20 protein-coding genes and 1 pseudogene are annotated in these 19,522 nt (G+C 41.2%); 3 read left to right on the top strand and 18 right to left on the bottom strand.

Features of this window, described 5'->3' with window-relative positions; all coding sequences use genetic code 11:
• Positions 1 to 253: 253 nt before the first annotated feature.
• The 3 genes from MHI34_RS20270 to MHI34_RS20280 are packed head-to-tail and all read right to left on the bottom strand — an operon-like array spanning position 254 to position 4,256.
• On the bottom strand, positions 254 to 673 hold the full coding sequence (locus tag MHI34_RS20270; RefSeq protein WP_036129019.1) for a DUF1801 domain-containing protein: 420 nt from the start codon (positions 671 to 673) through the stop codon (positions 254 to 256).
• Positions 674 to 714: 41 nt separating this feature from the next.
• The gene (locus MHI34_RS20275; RefSeq protein WP_089932301.1) at positions 715 to 2,526 is read right to left on the bottom strand and encodes an ABC transporter ATP-binding protein; all 1,812 of its coding nucleotides are present in this window, start codon (positions 2,524 to 2,526) and stop codon (positions 715 to 717) included.
• On the bottom strand, positions 2,523 to 4,256 hold the full coding sequence (locus MHI34_RS20280; protein WP_342503873.1) for an ABC transporter ATP-binding protein: 1,734 nt from the start codon (positions 4,254 to 4,256) through the stop codon (positions 2,523 to 2,525). Before MHI34_RS20280 ends, MHI34_RS20275 begins: the two co-directional genes overlap by 4 nt.
• 206 nt (positions 4,257 to 4,462) lie before the next feature.
• On the opposite strand from MHI34_RS20280, the pseudogene MHI34_RS20285 reads away from it, so the two are divergent.
• Positions 4,463 to 4,591, top strand: a pseudogene (locus tag MHI34_RS20285) (daunorubicin/doxorubicin resistance ABC transporter ATP-binding protein DrrA); the annotation flags it as partial.
• A 198-nt stretch (positions 4,592 to 4,789) separates the two neighbouring features.
• On the opposite strand, the gene MHI34_RS20290 reads toward MHI34_RS20285, so the two are convergent.
• From MHI34_RS20290 to MHI34_RS20350, 13 genes are all read right to left on the bottom strand, one after another.
• Positions 4,790 to 5,473: a hypothetical protein gene (locus tag MHI34_RS20290; RefSeq protein ID WP_231745128.1), complete on the bottom strand. Its 684-nt coding sequence runs from the start codon at positions 5,471 to 5,473 to the stop codon at positions 4,790 to 4,792.
• Positions 5,470 to 5,964 (bottom strand): ECF transporter S component, encoded by a 495-nt coding sequence (locus MHI34_RS20295; RefSeq protein ID WP_058845017.1) that lies wholly within the window; start codon positions 5,962 to 5,964, stop codon positions 5,470 to 5,472. The genes MHI34_RS20290 and MHI34_RS20295 overlap by 4 nt, the downstream gene beginning before the upstream one ends.
• A 32-nt stretch (positions 5,965 to 5,996) precedes the next feature.
• Positions 5,997 to 6,389 (bottom strand): bifunctional adenosylcobinamide kinase/adenosylcobinamide-phosphate guanylyltransferase, encoded by a 393-nt coding sequence (locus MHI34_RS20300; RefSeq protein ID WP_036129029.1) that lies wholly within the window; start codon positions 6,387 to 6,389, stop codon positions 5,997 to 5,999.
• Positions 6,341 to 6,937 carry a histidine phosphatase family protein gene (locus MHI34_RS20305; protein ID WP_249645782.1) on the bottom strand — a complete coding sequence of 199 codons (597 nt, stop codon included), beginning with the start codon at positions 6,935 to 6,937 and terminating at the stop codon, positions 6,341 to 6,343. The genes MHI34_RS20300 and MHI34_RS20305 overlap by 49 nt, the downstream gene beginning before the upstream one ends.
• Positions 6,910 to 7,686 (bottom strand): adenosylcobinamide-GDP ribazoletransferase, encoded by a 777-nt coding sequence (gene cobS / locus MHI34_RS20310; protein ID WP_342503874.1) that lies wholly within the window; start codon positions 7,684 to 7,686, stop codon positions 6,910 to 6,912. The genes MHI34_RS20305 and cobS overlap by 28 nt, the downstream gene beginning before the upstream one ends.
• Before the next feature lie 21 nt (positions 7,687 to 7,707).
• On the bottom strand, positions 7,708 to 8,283 hold the full coding sequence (locus MHI34_RS20315; protein WP_271913121.1) for a bifunctional adenosylcobinamide kinase/adenosylcobinamide-phosphate guanylyltransferase: 576 nt from the start codon (positions 8,281 to 8,283) through the stop codon (positions 7,708 to 7,710).
• A gap of 13 nt (positions 8,284 to 8,296) precedes the next feature.
• Positions 8,297 to 8,905 (bottom strand): histidine phosphatase family protein, encoded by a 609-nt coding sequence (locus MHI34_RS20320; RefSeq protein ID WP_342503875.1) that lies wholly within the window; start codon positions 8,903 to 8,905, stop codon positions 8,297 to 8,299.
• Positions 8,902 to 9,996: a threonine-phosphate decarboxylase CobD gene (gene cobD, locus MHI34_RS20325; protein ID WP_058845015.1), complete on the bottom strand. Its 1,095-nt coding sequence runs from the start codon at positions 9,994 to 9,996 to the stop codon at positions 8,902 to 8,904. Before cobD ends, MHI34_RS20320 begins: the two co-directional genes overlap by 4 nt.
• On the bottom strand, positions 9,983 to 10,939 hold the full coding sequence (gene cbiB / locus MHI34_RS20330) for an adenosylcobinamide-phosphate synthase CbiB (protein WP_036117330.1): 957 nt from the start codon (positions 10,937 to 10,939) through the stop codon (positions 9,983 to 9,985). Before cbiB ends, cobD begins: the two co-directional genes overlap by 14 nt.
• Positions 10,939 to 11,619, bottom strand: coding sequence for an adenosylcobinamide amidohydrolase (locus MHI34_RS20335; protein ID WP_342503876.1), 681 nt, complete (start codon positions 11,617 to 11,619; stop codon positions 10,939 to 10,941). The genes cbiB and MHI34_RS20335 overlap by 1 nt, the downstream gene beginning before the upstream one ends.
• 202 nt (positions 11,620 to 11,821) lie before the next feature.
• Positions 11,822 to 12,007: a hypothetical protein gene (locus MHI34_RS20340; RefSeq protein ID WP_036117327.1), complete on the bottom strand. Its 186-nt coding sequence runs from the start codon at positions 12,005 to 12,007 to the stop codon at positions 11,822 to 11,824.
• Between the two features lie 102 nt (positions 12,008 to 12,109).
• Entirely contained in the window at positions 12,110 to 13,471 is a 1,362-nt protein-coding gene (locus tag MHI34_RS20345) for an aspartate kinase (protein WP_036117325.1), read from the bottom strand.
• 599 nt (positions 13,472 to 14,070) lie between these two features.
• Entirely contained in the window at positions 14,071 to 14,823 is a 753-nt protein-coding gene (locus tag MHI34_RS20350; RefSeq protein ID WP_036117323.1) for a glucose 1-dehydrogenase, read from the bottom strand.
• 204 nt (positions 14,824 to 15,027) lie between these two features.
• Between MHI34_RS20350 and MHI34_RS20355 the strand changes: the two genes are divergently transcribed.
• A complete protein-coding gene (locus tag MHI34_RS20355; RefSeq protein WP_036117321.1) occupies positions 15,028 to 15,639 on the top strand; it encodes a TetR/AcrR family transcriptional regulator in 612 nt (203 codons plus the stop codon).
• Positions 15,640 to 15,682: 43 nt separating this feature from the next.
• Here the strand turns inward: MHI34_RS20355 and MHI34_RS20360 are convergent, their stop codons facing one another.
• Complete coding sequence (locus tag MHI34_RS20360; protein WP_342503877.1) at positions 15,683 to 16,141, bottom strand: VOC family protein; 459 nt, start codon at positions 16,139 to 16,141, stop codon at positions 15,683 to 15,685.
• A 111-nt stretch (positions 16,142 to 16,252) separates the two neighbouring features.
• Here MHI34_RS20360 and MHI34_RS20365 point away from each other — a divergent pair, with 111 nt between their 5' ends.
• Positions 16,253 to 17,200 (top strand): WYL domain-containing protein, encoded by a 948-nt coding sequence (locus MHI34_RS20365; RefSeq protein ID WP_342503878.1) that lies wholly within the window; start codon positions 16,253 to 16,255, stop codon positions 17,198 to 17,200.
• A gap of 146 nt (positions 17,201 to 17,346) precedes the next feature.
• Here the strand turns inward: MHI34_RS20365 and topB are convergent, their stop codons facing one another.
• On the bottom strand, positions 17,347 to 19,476 hold the full coding sequence (gene topB, locus MHI34_RS20370) for a DNA topoisomerase III (RefSeq protein ID WP_342503879.1): 2,130 nt from the start codon (positions 19,474 to 19,476) through the stop codon (positions 17,347 to 17,349).
• Between the last annotated feature and the right edge of the window lie 46 nt (positions 19,477 to 19,522).

Here is a 19,522-nt window from a genome sequence, read left to right on the forward strand (position 1 = left end):
ATTAGTAGTATAATAGGACACTGTTAAAGCATTTGGACTAGCTATCTCTAAATATCATCTGTTTACTTTTTTTAACTTCTCTGTAATATCTAGTATCACCGCTCTTACCACTTCCTTTTATTTCAATACAATGAAGGCCGCAATAATGTTACACCCTCTTTTTTGTTAGTATTTTTAGACGTCTCCTGTATATATACGTTTCAGTGATTCCATAAAAAAACTGCCTACATTGAGATAGACAGTTTTCTTAGTATTAAGCATCTGGATAGTTTTTTTGTACAAAGTCGATGGTTTGTTGTATAAGGGCTTTTAGGATGTCTTCATCCACATCTGCAAGCTTATTAATATACACGCAGGCTTTCCCCGTTGTGTGCTTGCCAAAGTGCTGTAATAGCTGCTCTCGCTCATCACCTGGGGCAAAATACAGGCTAATTTTTGCTTTGCGTGGGGAATAGCCAACACGGGGTGCATCCCCTTCATGGCCTGTTTTGTATTTATAATGATAGCTACCAAAGCCGATAATACTCGGTCCCCACATTTTGGCTTCATAGCCTGTGACCTCTGTAAAAATGTCCAATAACCGAAAGGCGTCTTCTCGTTTTTGTGGATGGTCCACATTTTCAATAAATTCAATGACACTTGCATCTGTTTCTTTCATTTTTAATTCATACATGTCTATCCCTCGCTTTCTGGAAGATGTACCTTTATTATTCCCTATTCTACCTGCTCTAACAATAATTTTTGCTGGAGATGACGATAAATGCCCTGCTGCTGCATTAACGTTTGGTGATTACCTTGCTCGACAATTTCCCCCTGTTGAATGACGAGAATTTGATCGGCATTCTCGATTGTTTTTAAACGATGGGCTATGACAAAGCTTGTGCGTCCCTGCATCAAATGCTGTAAGCCTTTTTGAATATCGACCTCTGTTTGCGTATCCACACTCGATGTCGCTTCGTCCAAAATTAAAATATCAGCATTCTCTAAAATAGCACGAGCAATGGCGATGAGCTGGCGTTGTCCCTGACTTAAATTAGCGCCACCTGCCTGCACAGGTGTATCGTATTGGGCTGGTAAATATTTAATAAAGTGATGGGCATTTGCAATTTTCGCCGCTTCCACGACCTCTTCATCTGTGGCATCTAGCTTCCCAAAGCGAATGTTTTCACGAATGGTGCCAGAGAACAAATACGTGTCCTGTAAAACTACGCCTACTCTTTGGCGAATGGTCGCCATTTGATAGTGTTCGATATTGTGCCCATCAATCAAAATTTCCCCTTGATCCACGTCATAGAAACGCGTCAGTAAATTAATAATCGTCGTTTTCCCTGAGCCTGTTGGACCAACAAGAGCGATGGTCTCTCCTGCCTTGGCATGGAAGTGAATATTTTTTAACACAGGCTTATTTGGCTCATAGCTAAAAGATACTTGCTGGAAAATAACATCCCCTTTGAGCGATGTTGCCTCGATGGCATGAGGCTGATCTACTACCTCGGATGGTTCATCTAGAATCTCAAACACACGCTCTGCACCAGCAATGGCCGACTGAAAGGTATTTAACAGATTCGATAACTGATTAAGCGGACGGAAAAATTGCCGTGTATACGTCACGAAGGCGGCAATGATCCCAACTGTAATGATGCTCTTCACGGCTAAAAAGGCACCCGTTCCGATAACGACGGCTAAGCCCAAGTTATTCATAAAGTTATTAATCGGTCCTAATAAGCCAGAGGTAATTTCTGCACGTTGGGCGGAGTTTCGCAGATTTTCGTTTTGCTGATGAAACGTATCAATCGTTTGCTGCTCCTTCCCAAAAAGCGTGAGGACCTCCGCACCCGTAATCATTTCCTCAATATAGCCGTTCAGCCTGCCAAGATCCCGTTGCCTTGCTGCATAATTTTTACTACTGCGCTTAATAATTTGCTTGGTCGTGAACACAATAAGCGGAATAATAATCAATGTCACAATGGCTAACTGCCAGCTCAATGTGAACATCGCAATACTGACACCAATGACAGTTAAAATAGATGACACGATTTGCGTCACACTTTGCGCAAGGGCCGTATTTAAATTATCAATATCATTTGTGACACGGCTCATTAAATCACCAAGTGCACGCTGATCAAAAAATCGTAATGTGAGCGTTTGAAGCTTATGAAACAGTTCCAGCCGCAATGTCCGAATTGTTTTCATCGCCACATGAATCATGACATAGGTTTGCAGCCATGTCAGAATAGATGCTACTGTAAAAATAACAGCTAAGACGATACCTAAACGGATCGTGCCGTCGATATCCTTTTTCATAATATAATCATCAATAATATGCCCAATCAAATAGGGCCCTGCTAGACTTAAAAAGGTAGAAGCAACGACAAAAAAGATGGCTAAAAACATCCCTATTTTTTGCTGTTTGACATAATGCCATATTCGGAACAGTGTTGCTCTTTGATTTTTCGCCTTCTCAGATGGCCCTCCGATACGTGGGCCACGTCCAAAATTCATTTGCTTTGGTTGATTTTGACTCATTCCTGTTCACCAACCTTTTGCTGCGACGCATAAATGGCTTGATAATGCGTATTGGCTTGTAGTAACTGCTGATGGGTTCCTTGCCCAACAATATCGCCATCCTCTAAGACCAAAATCATATCAGCCTGCTGTATCGAGGCAATTTTCGACGCTACGATCAATGTCGTTGTGTCTTGATACTGTGTGGCAATAGCCTGCTGCACATGCTGCTCCGACGCACTATCGAGCGCGGAGGTAGTATCATCTAGCACTAGAATGGCAGGCTTACGAATAAATGCACGACTTAAAGCAAGGCGCTGCTTTTGCCCGCCCGATAAATTTGTAGCTCCCTGTGACAATTCATGGGCTAAGCCTTTATCAAGTCGCTCCACAAATTCACTCGCACAGGCTGCCTCTATTGCCTGTTGTATTTCCTCGGCTGTCGCTTCATCCTTGCCGAGTCGAATATTTTCTTCAATCGTTCCAGAGAACAATAACGCTTTTTGGGAGGTAAAGCCGATATGCGCACGTAATGTAGCGAGGGCATACGATTTGAGTGGTCTGCCATCTAGGCGAATTTCACCATCTGTTGGATCAAATAAGCGAGGAAGCAGCTTTACTAGCGTTGATTTACCACTACCTGTTTTTCCAATGATGCCTAACGTTTGCCCAGGCTTTACAGAAAACGAAATTTTTTTGAGGACATCCTCTGCTGTATCATAGTATCGATAGCTCACCTGATCGAAGTCAATCGCACCTTGTATGGATGCAGAAATCGCCTGTTCCGATTCCTTCACCGCAATGTCTTTATTTAAAATATCCACAATCCGTTCGCCTGAAGGCAATGCTCGTGCAATTTGCATTAGCACCATACTAGAAGACATTAAGCCATTTAAAATAATCGTTAAATAGTTGATAAACGCCAGAATGACCCCAACTTTCAAAGTACCCGCCTCTACCTTAATGGCCCCAAGCCAAAGTGCAGCTACAATGCCCAGATTGACAATAAACATCGTAAAGGGCACAAGTACCCCTACGATTTGCTCTGCAGTGATGAAACGCTTTGTCAGCGCCTCATTTAATTCTCCAAATTGTGCCACCTGCTGTGTCTCACGACGAAACGCTTTGACCACACGAATACCCGCCAAATTTTCCTGTAGCTTCGTATTGACCCCATCAATCGCCTCCTGAACACGACGATACAGCACACCTGAATACTTCGTAAAAAAATACATGGCGATCATCAACAATGGCACGATAATGAGAAGGATGGAAAAAAGCTCACGCGCTGTCACAAACACGATAATCACTGCTCCGATAAAAAGCAACGGCCCACGCACAAAAATACGTAGCGTCATCATAAACGCGCGCTGAATACTTTCCACATCACTTGTTAAAATCGTAATCAGCTTCCCTGTCGTAAACGCATCCCGCTCCTTGGCTGAATACGTCATCATCTTCTCATAAAGAGCCTGTCGAACATCCGATGCAAAATGAATCGCAGCCTTCGAGCTGTAGTACGAGCAACCGACTCCACCAATAAGCCCCAGCACTGCGCTACCAAGCATCCAGACAAACATAGTCAATACATAACGATTATCCCCATTGACAATCCCTGTATCAATCATATGCTGCATGATGGTTGGCTGAATTAAATCCATCGTCACCTCTAGCACCATCAATAACGGCGCAATCAAAGTGAAAAATTTATAAGGCCCCAAATACTGCCCTAACTGTTTAACTACCTGCATACATTCGTCTCCGTTCTATTTAAATCCCATTCGTTCCTCATTATAACTAAAAATCATTCCCATTTGGCAATAATTTTTCGGGTCTCGTAATATTTACAACCCTATCAATCATTTAAGTTAGGTGCTATCTAGCATATTTTTAGCCAGTTAATATTCAGTTCATTGATGTCATGTATGATCTGTTTGTAGATATAAGGGGAAATTCCATGGGAGCATCACTAGCAACGAATGTCGAGTGGGCAATTGAAGCCACTGGTTTGGTTAAGCTTTTTGGAAATAATCGTGCTGCTGATGGTGTCGATTTGAACGTTCGTGCTGGAAGCATCTACGGTGTGTAGTGATGGTGGCAATCTTGGCACCTCTCACACTACGTGCTTATATGCGCAGGACATAAACCTTGAAAATAAAAGCTTTGTAAAAAACAAGGGAACGCCCGGATGTGGACGTTCCCATTGTTATGCCAATAAAGCTGCGTTTTCCTGGCCATGCTCCTTGCATTTACTTAGGATGACCATTGCTCGAAGCAAGCCCTGTTACAGTGTAGTGATGTGTAGTTTTTCGAAGTTTTGCAGGAAAAGCTTTTGTGCCTGTTGCTCTTTATTAGGATCAATGCCTAGCAAAATGACCGTGCAGGGCCCTGCGGATTTTGTACAATCAATAGAACTTTCAACACGCTGCCCCCTAAATAGACGGGCGAATTCTCCTTGCAGCCCCTTTGATCCAACGGGCCATACTTGCTGAACCATTTCCGCTCGCCATGCCTGAAAAATTGGCTGCAACTGTGCAACATCTTCAGGCTGCGCCAACACTTCCTCGCCCACAAGTGGCAAGCCATAGGTGTACCAGCTAAGCTGTTCATGGTCAAATGCACAGCGCTGTTGGCTCTCCCCTAGCATCGTAATAGCTAAACCTGACTGCAGTGTGGGCATATTGGATTCTGTACTACCTGCAATGGCTGGACATGTAAGACCCGCCTCTTCAAACACTTGCTGAATGCCTTTCTCATAGCGTGACCATGCGGCATCACCAGAAAAATTAGCAAGTAGTATTTGGATGGGCAATGCCTGCGCGGCAAGCTGCTCTAAAAACGATACACGTGCCGTCATATAGGCTGTCAATTGATCGGATGCAGACACAATATCCTGAGGTTTTTCCCCAATGGCTGCCGCATTATCCATTGTCGCAACCAACGAACCTACTTTCATCGCATTTCTCACTGTACACGACCTTCCTTACGCACAAAAACCTTTGACAAAACGGGCATAACCACAGCGACAATCACTAAATTGATTACCGTTGCCATCAGAATACTCCCTAACGCTCCCCAGAAAAATGCTGGGCTAATAATAAAATAAAACGGAAGTGGCGCCACAATGCCGTTTAATACTAGGGCAACGGGCCATTTCCAAAAATGCATGCCTTTTTTATGCATCACACCAAAGATCCAGACAACCATCAACATTTCTACGGCAATTAGTAGATGTAGAGGACCTAGTGGAAATCCAGCCGTGAGCGCTGTAATAAAATGACCGATCAGCCCAGCGACACCTGCTAGTAGCGGTGATAAAAAGACAACCCCTAAAAAGGCTGGAGCCGAGTCTAGAGCCGCCGTTGAAATAAATGTTGGCACTTTAATCATTGCCCCTACAGCACAAATGGCCGCTACCATTGCCGTCAATATCCATTTCCTTAATCTTTGTCGTTCCATGCCTTCTCCTCTTTTCTATCTGAGTGTTTACCTTATTTCAGCTGTTCAGCCAATCCATACCAAATTCGTACAACTTGCTCTGCTTCCTTGAACAAAGCTTGGTATAAACGACCACATGAATCTCTTAGTAGACGTGCTTGCTTTTCCATCGGCACAACACCACGCCCCATATCCGTGACAATGAGCACTAATCTACATTGTTGTTCCAATGTCTGTACTGTTGCTAGCACCGTTTGAACCACTTGTTCATCTTCCTCCAAATTTTGTGTCACGAGCCATTTTTCTAAATTTTTTATGACGAGGACATCACAGGCTGGTGCCACCTCTGGTAATTCGCCATCAAGCATTACCATCTGATGCTGTTCATACAAACCCTTCACATAGTCGGTTTTGCCGTTATAGGCGCCTCCGATAAAGACATGCATCTTGCTCCCTCCTCCCAAGCCTTTCTTGAAAACGTTAAAACAAATTGTTTGTCATGTGGCACTTGATAGGACCAAAAAGGCTGCTCTGTTGGGGCAAAAGCAACGAGTAACGCACGAATGACCCCGCCATGAACAACTAAATAATAATGATCCTCATCCTTTGGTAAATGGTTGAAGCCGTCTATAACACGCGTTACAAAATCATCAAACGCTTCGCCTTGTGGTGGGGGCGTGTGAATCGGATCGTCAAGCCATGCACAATAATGGGCATTCATTTTTAATTCCTCATAAGTTTGCCCTTCAAACGCACCAAAGTTTGTCTCACGAAAGCGTGGCTCTGTCTGGTAGCTTGCATTCGGAAAATAATGAGCCGCTGTTTCTCGGCAGCGTAGTAAATCACTGCCATAAACCTTATCGACATTCGCATCTACAACAGCAAGCTCGGTTGTCGCTGCTAATGGTGCGTCCGTCCAACCAAGATAGCGCTTTTCTAAATTTTCTTTCGTTGGTGCATGCCTCATTAAGCACACAGTAACAATGTCACCCATAGCACAACCTCCATCCCTTCAATCGATGCACCTAGTAAATCACCTGATACGCCACCAAAATTACGCAACGTAAATTGGCGAAAAATAAAAAGCGCAATGGCTAAAACGATCACTAATATAATGGGTAGCAGAGAGAACTCAGTAAAGACAAATACAGCCGTCATAGCTAAGAGAAGCGATAACAGCAACCATATTTGCAATAGCTTGGCATTAATATGAGACTTAAAAAAATAGGCAAGGCCTTTTTCCTTTGAGCAGTGGAGTGACATAAAATAAAAGCTCATACCCACCCTCGTTAGAAATGGCACATATAACACCATCCATAAAGCGAATTGCTGCTGTACAAATAGCTCATGTAGAATGACAAATTTACCCATTAATAAAAACACGACAGACAATACCCCGAATGCCCCTACACGAGGATCATCTAAAATCTCCAATCGTTTCTCTCGATCTCGATAAGAAAAATAGGCATCGCCCATATCGATAAAGCCATCTAAATGTAAACCACCTGTCCATAAAGCAAATAGCCCTATGACAATAAAAGCTAGCATCACTTCACTGCTTGCGGTCCACTGCGTGAGACTATACAGCACGGCTGCCACCGTCGTCCCCATCAAAGCCCCTATCCACGGTAAGCAAGCGAACATGCCTGTGATGGTGAACCTCGTTAATGGTAACTCTTTATGTACTGGCAAAACCGTAAAAAATTGAAATGCCAATAGCAGGCTATGCCAAAAATTTTTCATCGTCTTGCCCTCTTTCTCGATTTATTTCCACCTCTTCACAATACCGTCATTCATCTCATAGGCCTCCTGTGCCATTGCAACGAACCATTGATGGAATTGTCCGAGTGTTCGTCGGTATAATTCTACTTCATCACTATTATAAGGTGGCTCATCAAACAGTTCATTGGAGACAACAAAAAAAGCCATGTTCTTCTTTAGTAGTGACTGAATAGCCTGTTTAACAATCTGTAGCTTATTTTCTAAACACCCAGGCCGTTGTACACACGGTGTCCCACTGTCATAGCCTTCATAAAAAGCATTGGTCAGCCAAGTTGTGACGCAATCCCACAGCACCACATCCCCATCTTGAAGTGTCTCAAACACCTCTGCTATCGCATATGGGGCCTCCACCGTCAGCCATTGGATAGGCTGTGCCTGTCGATCTGCCTGATGACGATGAATCCGCTTCTCCATTTCACGATCTACAGCAAGACCAGAAGCCAAATATATCAAACGTTTTGCAGTACTAAACTGCGTTTGATATTGCTGCATCGCTGCTTGCTCAGCAAAATGAGATTTACCACTACGCACACCACCTGTAATAAAAATGAGTGGCATTTTCAGGCACCTCCTATTGTAAATGATGCAAATTACCGATATCTTGGACAAGCCATTGTTGAGCTTGTCGTTCAATCACTGTTACACTCGTCCCATGAATATATGGCGCTGTCCACAGCTCACTAATGCTGTGCTGTAAAATGGCGTTGATAATACATTTAATGGTGACGGCATGAGAGACAATAAGGATTGATTCATCCCGATATTGGGCTGCTATTTTTTTGAGTGTAAACATCGCTCTTTCTGTCACAGCGCCGAAGCTTTCGGTATGAGTAGCAACAAACTGTGCTGGATAGTTTGTATATAGCTCATAATCCAGCTTATTCGTCGCCATTATCTCCTCAATGGTATGACCTTGCCATTCCCCTAAATAGATTTCTCGTAAATCATCTTCATAGACAATAGGCAGCTGGCGATTAGCTGTGAGAATAGCCATCGTCTCCCTCGCACGACCACTTGAGCTACAATAAGCAGCAGCAAAAGGGATCTGTTGCAGTTGCTTGTGTAGCCGTTCAGCCGCTGCTCTACCGTTTTCTGTTAATGGTGAATCCAGCCACCCCTGTAGTCGTTGCTCTTGATTCCATTGTGTTTCCCCATGTCTTACTAGATAAAAAGTTGTCACTTTTCTCTCCCCTTATTTGCGCTAAACCAAGCTTGCAGACAATTATGTAAAGAAGTCATGGCCGCAATATCTTTTATTCCAATACGGAACCATTCACCCTGTAAACCTTGAAAATTTTTCGTATGACGCAGGACAATACCTTGTGCTAGACAATAGGTGAAAAAGGTATCTGCCTGCTGTGTTTTTGGTAGTGAGAAGCACACATAATTGGTAACGCTATTGGTTACTTGACAGCCGTTTTCTTGTAAATAACGATGCAGCCATTCTCTTTGCGCTGTCGCATAGCTAATGGCTTGCTGACAATAATGCTGTTCATCTAAACAGCTCGCACCAATAACAAGCGCAAAGGCATTTAAATTCCAATGCGGCAGCATGTCCTTTAAAGTGCTTACAATGGAAGCATGTGCAACTAAATAACCTAGACGTAAACCTGGAATCGCATACATTTTAGTCATCGAACGTACGACAATGACATGCGGTTGTTGTGTACTATTATGAATTAGCGAATACGCCTCATCTACCCAATCCATAAAGGCTTCATCAATGACAAGCTCACAGTTAACGGCAGCTCCATGCTCTATTAAGGCAAGTAAATCTTCTTTTTTCGGCAGGACGCCCGTCGGATTATTAGGTGTACAAATATAAACTGCGTCTGCCTCCATCATTTCATGCTGTAGCTGCTCCATAGGTAATGTGTACTCGATGAAGTCTGTCACCAAAACGGGCACAATATCAGCACCCACTGCACGCAATGTTCGCTCATATTCAGAAAAAGTCGGATGCACAATGATGACACGCTTTTTCGCATAGCGTCTTGCTAGCACACTAAAAAGCTCTGATGCCCCGTTACCTAATAGAATCGTATCCTTTGCCACTTGATGAAAAGCTGCAACCTTCGTTAAAAAGGGCTCTCCATCAGGATCTGGATAACGTTGAATTAGCGGATAAAATGTACGCCACCGTGCCTCCACAAAGGATGGCGGTCCCGCGGCATTCACATTTTCACTAAAATCATACACTACTTCAGGCATAGTTAAGCCTAATTGCTGATACACATTATGCGGATTTGCTCCGTGATTAGGTAATGGCATAAATGAACACCTCCACTGCTAGCATGACAAGCGTAAAGAGAACTGTGGCAATACGCATATGAAGAATAGATGTAGCAATATGCTCCTTTGTTAAAGGAACTAATTTTTCTCCCATAATTGCTCGATGAGAGACAACACCCTTATACGTATTTTTTCCACCAAGCTGTACACCGAGCTGCACAGCCGTCGCTGCCTCTAAATAGCCACTGTTTGGACTTGGATGCTTTTTCGCATCCTGTGCCCATCGCTTTAAACGCTTGCCAAGCGAATAATTTGTTTCATTTTTTGTGCCAAGCACAATTAGCAAGCCTGTAATACGACTTGGAATAAAATTCAGCACATCATCAAGCTTGGCAGAGAACATGCCAAAGTCTTTGTATTTTTCATTTTTATAGCCGACCATCGAATCTAATGTATTGACAGCCTTATAGCCCCATAACCCAATTGCCCCAAATAAAAAGGCATAAAAGAGCGGTGCTGTCACGCCATCGCTTGTATTCTCAGAAACCGTTTCTACCACACCACGCACAATTTCATCTTCATCCAGCTTCTCGGTATCACGTCCAACAATCCACGACAGCTTGACACGCGCTTCCGCAAAATCACCTTTGACAAGCGGCTCATAGACAGCCATTGCCGCCTCCTTCAAGCTACGCTGTGCCAGTCCAATCCCAATGAGAAGCCCTTCTACTAGAATGCCAAAAATGATACTTACCTGATAACTAAGGAGCAGAATCAATGTCACTATAAACATGGTCGTCCCAACAACAGCAAGTGCCATCACCATCCCACGCAGCTTTCGCCATTTGCCCTTATTCCATAGAGCTGTTTGCGATTGAATCAAATGTCCAATCCAGCGTACAGGATGGGAAAGCTTTGGAGGGTCTCCTACTAATAAATCGAAAACAAGCCCTATGATACAGGCAATTACGATAGCAATCATCAAGCTCTCTCCTCTTTATCTTTTTTGTATTTCCTTACAGCCTCACGCATCGTTTCATAGACGCCATAGCCAATGACCTTGCCGAGCATCGTAATGGGGCCTGCATACTGATGGTAGTCCCCCTCTTCTGTGGAGGCAATCAGCAAGCTATCGGTAGAAGTACCTGTAGCTTGCGTACCTGTTGTTGGGTCTGTAATAGCTTCATCCACTAACGCCTTCACCTTGGCTTCTGTTGTTGAAATCATTGCCTGAAATAGTGCTTCATCCGATAGCTTTCCGTTGATGAGCACCCATGCATTAATCGTCCCTGCATGGTACTGCTCCTCCCGATGAAAAGCACGTGTAATATCGACCGCATTACCTAGCCCCGCAGTAATCATAATGACAAGTTGGATGCCTTCAAATGTAAAGTCGCGAATGGTCGCAAATTGGGCCTGAACGGCCGTCATCATGGCTACAGTGTTGTGGAGCGGAAAGCCCTGTGCCTGCAAAAATTGCTGTAATTCCTGATGGGGTTGCCGTTCATCATAAGTAATGGGTACTGTTCGATTCATGAGATGCGTATAATGTCCAAAGCCTGGATTATGCATGGCGGAGGATACGACCTTCATAGGTGAAGCTGTTTGAAGAGCAACATAATGATCAAATAGTTGAATATGGTCTTTCGTCAGTATAGGCATTTCATCGCCTCCTCGCACGAGATAGTTACGGAACAAAAAAAACAAATTCTTACAAAGAAGAATTTGTACTGTCGATTCTTTATTCAAATTTGAACCTTCTGAACGTATGTACAGAATAACAACTTCATAATACTCAAATTATTTATTTTCTTTGAAATTGTATCATAACTTTGGCTATTGTCACAATTCCAATTTCAAGGCGTTATTGTTGCTTTTGTTTGAGATTTTTAAAGCGGATCACAGAGCCTATAATAATAAAGACCCAGCCAATGCCAATGTAAACAATTTTCATTGTTTTGGTCGATGACGGTAAAATATCCATAATCGTTAAACAGACAAAAAGTATCCCAAGGATGGAGAAAAGCATCCCAATTGTTAAATTCTTCACGAAAAACCCTCCCAACTTATGTACGCCCTCGATTTTACCGTATTCTAAGCAAAAAGAAAACACTAATCCAAGCAAGAAACACTTGGATTAGTGATGATTGTGTCATTTTGCTTTCGCATGAGCAAAAAACTCTTCATATAACGCTTGTAAAATACGGTTTTCATATTCCTGAAGGACCCCAAATACGAGGCTGACTTCAGAAGAACCTTGATTGATCATTTCAATATTTGCGCCAGTTTCTGAAATCGCTGTGGCAGCACGGGCAGCTAAACCTGTATTATGACGCATCCCTTCGCCAACAATCACGATCATCGAAAAACCGTGACGCATTTCTACATACTCAGCATGTAGCTCTTCTTTCACACGACTAATAATACGTGCTTCATTTTCTGGAGTTAGTTGATTTGAACGCATGATGACAGAAATATCGTCTAAGCCAGACGGTGTGTGTTCATAAGAAATATTCTCATCTTCTAAAATTTGGAGCAGCTTTCGTCCAAAGCCTACTTCACGATTCATCAAATATTTAGAAACATATAAAGTTGAAAAGCCACTGTCTGCCGAGATTCCTGTAACGGGACGACCTGTTGCAGGACGGCTTGGTACGATACGAGTACCTGGGGCTAATGGATTATTTGTATTTTTTATGTTAACGGGCACCCCAATCTTGTAGACAGGCATTAACGCTTCATCATGGAACACTGAAAAGCCTGCATATGATAATTCGCGCATTTCGCGATACGTAATTTCTTTAATTTCCACTGGATCATTGACAACTTTCGGATTCGCAGAGAACACACAATCCACATCCGTAAAGTTTTCGTACAGCTCCGCTTCAACGGCTGCTGCTAAAATGGAACCTGTAATATCAGAGCCACCGCGGTCAAATGTTCGCAATACGCCCGCTTTAGTGTAACCGAAGAACCCTGGGAACACAATAATTTCTTTTGTATCTTTTAAAGGGGCTAAATTAGCATACGCTTCGGGTAAAGCAAATGTGCGTTCAGGCAAATCATTGACCACTAAACCTTCTTTTGGACTAATGTAGCGTGCGGGCATACCAATGGCATTAAAGTAAGCTGCTATCAGCTTGGCATTATTATCTTCACCTGCTGCTTTAATACTATCGATGAATAATTCCACGTTCGTTTTGTCACCTTGTACACGTTCACGTAAATCTTCCGCAATTACGTCACAAATGGCATGGTCTAATCCCAAACCATCTGCAATCGCTCGAAAACGATTCACAACAGTTTGCAATTTTTCTTCCGTATTCTCATGTTGTAACGCTGCATTTGCTAATTGTATTAATAGGTCTGTTACTTTTATATCGTCATCAGAACGTTTCCCTGGTGCTGAAACGGCAACAATCTTACGTGCCGGATTAGATTTCACAATGTTTGCCACTTTTTGAATTTGTTCTGCACTTGCTACAGATGTTCCACCAAATTTACACACGATCATATCTATCAAATCCTAACTTTTCAAATTAATTGTATTCCTCCAAAAAACAATTGAATGTACACAGTGTACAAATTATCGTTTCCTACGTCAATACAATTTAAAAAATTCACGCAATTTATCGAGAAATATGGACAATTTTCGTACTGTTTGATTTATTATACGGATTTCGCATGAAATAGTTAAGGTTTTTATGAATTTTTTTTCGTGACATTCACATATTCGTGAAATTTTCCATTTTGACTTTCTTCTATATAATGAAGAAAACGCTTACTCCAACTATGATATGCACAAACAGCCACTATGTTTGTGCTATTTTATATGTAAAAAAGACGACTTGAGCAGAGTTTTAACGCTTGATTTCAAGGGCGTTATCGCTCATTCACAGAGTTTCCTGCCCTTCCACGAGTATTCCTCCTCCTTCCGCGAGTATTTCTCTTCCTTCCGCGAGTATTCCTCTTCCTTCCGCGAGTATTCTATTAATCATTGAAGTTCTCGCTCAATTGCTTGGATGCAACACTCTTTCGTGAGCAGCCGCCTTCCTCTACATAAAAAAACTAGGCTCACGTTATGTGATGCCTAGTTTTACTTGTGCTATTGGATTACATGGCTGTCCAGCCGCCATCGATCACTAGCTCTGCGCCTGTCATGAAACGAGATTCGTCAGATGCTAGGAAGACTACACCATAGGCTACATCTTCCGGTTCACCGAAATATGGTAGTTGTGTGTAAGTTTGATAGAATGGTAGTGCGCCTCCCTCTACCATTGTCGGTGCTGTCATCGGTGTGACGATAATGCCTGGGTGCACAGAATTCACGCGAATTTTGTCTTTGCCGTATTCGATAGCAGCCGATTTAGAAAGTACACGCAGCGCACCTTTTGCTGCTGTATAGGGGCTTGTACCAGCCATCCCAACGATTCCGCCAATGGAAGAAATATTAATGATTGAACCGCCGCCCGCTTTTTGCATTTCAGGAATCACGTATTTCATACCAATAACACAGCCATTCAGGTTGATATCCATAATTTTATTCCATTCAGCCATTTCCATGTCAGCCATCGTTTTTGGTGATGAAACGCCTGCATTGTTGACAAGAATATCGACTTTGCCGTAAGCCTTTACAGCCTCCGCAATTACTGCTTTCCACTCGTCTTCTGAAGTGACATTATGTGAAAGCCCCATAATCTCTCCACCATTTTCTTTAATTTCTTTAACTAAGTTATGCAATGGCTCGATTTGCACATCTGTTGCAATTACCTTTGCGCCTTCTTGTGCGAATAATTTTGCTTCGGATGCACCCATCCCCATCGCTGCTCCTGTAATAATTGCTACTTTTCCATTTAAACGACCCATAATAAAAACTTCCTTCCTTCTATAATAAATGAACAATTCGTGAACACGTTAACAACCAGTTGTATTATCGACACCGTGTCGTTAATATAATTATAACTCGCTATTTAAAAAGGGCAAACAACACAAAAACCTGTTATGATGCTTACACAACATTCACAATAAATCTGTTGTTTAAATAGAAAATTTGATACAAGGAGCATAAAAATGTCGAAAAAAATGGACCCCCGCGTCATCCGAACACGCCAATTATTAAGAGATGCACTGGTGGAATTAATTGATGAACAAGGCTATGAGAAGATTACAGTTCAAGATATTACACAACGAGCCACATTAAATCGTGCCACTTTTTATTTACATTACCGTGATAAGCTGGACCTCCTCTATCAAAGCTCAGAAGAAACTTTGCATGAGCTTGTCAGTAGTATTCGTCCAAACTTTGAGGAGAAAAAGGATTTTGATTTATTACCAAATTATGACCAGCCTCACGAGACATTTATGCATTTATTTGAACAGATAGCGCTGAATAGTAAGCTTTATAAGGTTTATCTCACGGAAAAGAATATCCCTTATTTCTCTGATGGTTTGAAAAACATTATTATCAATTTCGTCTCAAGTGGCATTCAAATAATGGAGCCTAACGATCAAAAGCTAACAGTGCCCCGTGAGATGGCTGTACGGTTTTATGCCGCTGCCTTTCTTGAAGTGATTGTTTGGTGGTTGGAACATGATATGCCGTATACACCAAAATTTATGGCGACCCAGCTCATGCGTATTACCATTAAAGGGCCTTATATTGACAACCCCTTTGAAAAGTAAAGAAGATTTGGGTATAGGTTAAGCCCATACCCAAAGGACTTACCTATGCGCCATTTAGTAATCTTTCATCAAACATTAATTGTATTTGAATGCCGAACGGGTCTTCGATAATGCCATAAGCTTTACTAAAAACATTACTGGATAACGGAACAATGATTCTTACTCTTTCATCTGACGTTAAGCTCTTGTAAAAATGCTCCATTTCTTCTAGGTCTGCCCTCTGTATACATAATGAGGAATGGTTTCCTACTACATAATGTTCCGTAACATCCATTGTAGCTTCTGCTAGCATTAGCTTTGTTTTGCCAATTAATAAAACAGCATGTGCTATATGCTGTTTATTTTCTTCTGTAAGACGCATTGTCTTGTCACGTTTTGCCATATCCTCATATGTCACAAGCAACAGTTCCTCCGCATTCAAATGTTCTTTGTAAAATTGGATAGCTTCTTTTGCCTTTCCGTTCATGGATAAAAAAATAGCGACTTCAAGTGTGGCACTCATCGTATCAATCTCCCTTAGTAAAATAGTTAGATAATAACTCCATTGATATTACCTAACCCTTATTTTAGAATATAAAGGTATCAAAACATGACACCTTTTAAGGAGATAGCCATGAAAAAATCAGAACGACTTAATGATATGATTAGATACTTAAATGGTCGGGAATTTTTTAATTTAACGGATTTAATGACTACCTACAGCATTTCTAAAAGTACAGCGCTACGTGATGTTCATTCTTTAGAGCAATTAGGCATGCCGATTTTTGCTGAACATGGAAGACATGGACGGTATGGCATCTTAAAAAACAGGCTATTATCCCCTATTGTTTTTACATTGGATGAGGTGTATGCTTTGTACTTTGCTATGCTAACATTAGAATCTTACCAATCAACACCTTTTCATCTAAGTGTTAATCAATTAAATGAAAAATTTGAAAGCTGTCTGTCTAAACATCAAGTAGAACAGATGCATCAAATGAAAAAAGTCCTGCAATTTGAAGCTAACCAACATCATCATATTAGTCTTTTTTTAGATAAGATTTTAATGAGTATTCTTCATGAATATGGCTGTCAATTTCAATATCAAAAAAATAATGAGCAAAAAGATTACTATGTTCAATTTTTCGAAATATCTGCTAAATTTGGGCAATGGTATGTAACTGGCATAGAAGTGGATACGAAGAAAGTGAAGGTTTTCAGATGTGATAAAATAACGTCCATTGAAATAATAGATAGTAGCATGCACTTTTCTCTAGACGCACTAATCAATCGGTCATTAGAAATGGATCAACCAAAGAAACGTATTGCATTTGAGGTAGAAATTTCAGCACAGGCAAAGGATATTTTTTATAAAGAACATTACCCTTCTATGACACTAGAAATGGATGATAAAACTGTAATTAAGGGCTTTTACAACCCAGGAGAAGAAACATTTATCGGCAATTATTTTATGAGGTATGGTCAGCATATTATCTCCGTGAAGCCCAAAGCATTACAACAAATAATCCAAGACCAAGTAGAGAATCTCCTTCATCACTATCAAAAATTAACCTCACATTAGCCCATAAAAAATCCCGAACTATATGATTTGACTAGCTCGGGTTTTCTGTCTATATTGCTCGATCCACATAAGACCGTTAGCAAAAGCTATAAAATGAATTCAATTGATCAGTTTTTTTGCACCATAGATCATAAAGCTCCCCCGCTTTACTTTTCATTAAACTCAAATTCAATTTTCCCTTCTACCAAACGGAGTGACGCATTAAATTGTTTGCCACTCTTTGATTTAAACCCTTTCATCACAGCTGTTTTACCAATCTTACATAAATCATGAATATTCTTCTCCGTTAGTTTTTTTCCTAATAGCCTTCCTGGAAACGTTTGCTTACAACCATTTTTATAATTCGAACAACCGTAAAAACTTTTACGCAAACCTATTTTTCCTACTTTACATGTCGGACACATCACAATATCTTTCACAACAGCTGGTTTAAACTGCTCCGCTTCAATTGTAAGTGACTCTAACTGTTTAGGCACTTCCGCTATTAATTGATTAATAAACTTGCCTATGCTTTCAATAAAATGTTTGGCTGACCCTTCTCCATGACCAATTTTATGTAAATAAATTTCCCATTTTGCCGTCATCGATGGACTTGACAGTAATGTTCCTTCAATTGCTCGACATAAAAGCGCACCCTTAGGCGTAATACTCACGATATTTTTTCGTACTTCAATAAATCCATGCTTTTTAATCGTCTCGATAATGCCACTACGAGTTGCTTCCGTCCCAATACCTTCAATCGACTTCAGCACCTCGATTTCCTCTTCATCCTCAACCGATTTACCACATGTTTTCATCATCGTAATGAGTTGACCTTCTGTATAAGGCTTAGGAGCCGTTGTCGTGCCTTCTAAAATAGAAACCATACTTTGTACCATCTCATCTTGGAAAACAACAGGTAACGACTCTTCACGCTCCTGCAACTCTTTCTCACTTGAAAACAATTCTTTCCAACCTTTTACGAGCTCTGTTTTCCCTACCGTTTTAAACGCAACGTTTTTGACATTCGTTATGATCGTTTTTTCGTCGTATTGATAATCTTGGTGAAACATAGCGAGTGTCGTATTGACGATTTCAAAATAAATATTTCGTTCATCCGCATTCATGGATTGTAACGCTTTTTCTGTCGGCACTTTTTTCGTTGGGATAATAGCATAGTGCTCCCCAACGTTGGCATTATCGACGTAGCGTTTGTTATTCCCACGGTTGATTGCATGAAATGACTTTCCCACGAGCTGCTGATAGTTGGCCAATGAGTCATTTAAATAGGCAAACTCATGATGTGTAATGAGCTGTGAATCGGTACGCGGGTAAGAAACGAGCTTTTTCTCATAAAGTGATTGCGTAAGTTTCAACACATGCGATGGACTGTATTTCCAACGTTTATTGGCAGCAGCTTGTAATGTTGATAACGCATGTAGTTTAGGTGGTGCGATCCGCTTCATTTTGTTCGTTACACTTGTAATTAGACCCGTATCCAGCGGTTCAATCCCATGCTGTTGCAATAATTGCACAGCCTCTGCACGCTCTTTTGTTTTTAAATTTGCCTTCCCTTTATATACACCATTTTGTGCTGTAAAAACCCCTTCAATTTCATAAAATTTTTCAGGCTTGAAATGTTCGATTTCCTGCTGTCTTTTATAAATTAAATAGACGGTTGGTGATTGCACACGTCCGATGGAGATACTGCCCCTAAAGCCCTTTTTTTGTAAAAGTAGCGTATAGAGGCGACTACAGTTCATCCCTACTAACCAATCGCTAATTTGACGTGTTTTTGCTTCTTGGTACATGAGCAAATCACGCTCATTACTTTGCATATGATTAAAACCTTTTCGAATTTCCTCAACCTCTAATGAATTGATCCATAATCGTTTAACAGGCTTATTGACTTTCGTCATTTTTAAAAGGGAGTAGAAGATATTTGAACCCTCACGTTCACTATCGCAGCCATTATAAATCATGGTTACTTGCGGATCATTAAAGATTTTTTTGACTGCATGAAATTGTGTATACATTTTAGAGACAACTTTATCTTCAAATTTTTGTGGAATGATCGGTAATGATCCCAGTGACCATTTCTCCCATTCCTTCTGATATTCTTTTGGTTCCTTTAATTCAACAAGATGACCCACTGCCCAGGTAATGACTGCACCATTAGGAAAAGTTGAACAAGGTTCCAGTTCAATAAATGTTTTCTCTTTTTTCTTTATTTTAAATGCATCTGCATAAGCCCTTGCTTGAGATGGCTTCTCTGCCAAAATGGCGATTTTCCCCATTGATCATCACATCTTCTTTAAAATAGTTTCGTAGCTTTTCTATAAA

Source organism: Lysinibacillus sp. FSL L8-0126, from assembly GCF_038630385.1.
Lineage (GTDB): Bacteria > Bacillota > Bacilli > Bacillales_A > Planococcaceae > Lysinibacillus > Lysinibacillus fusiformis_D.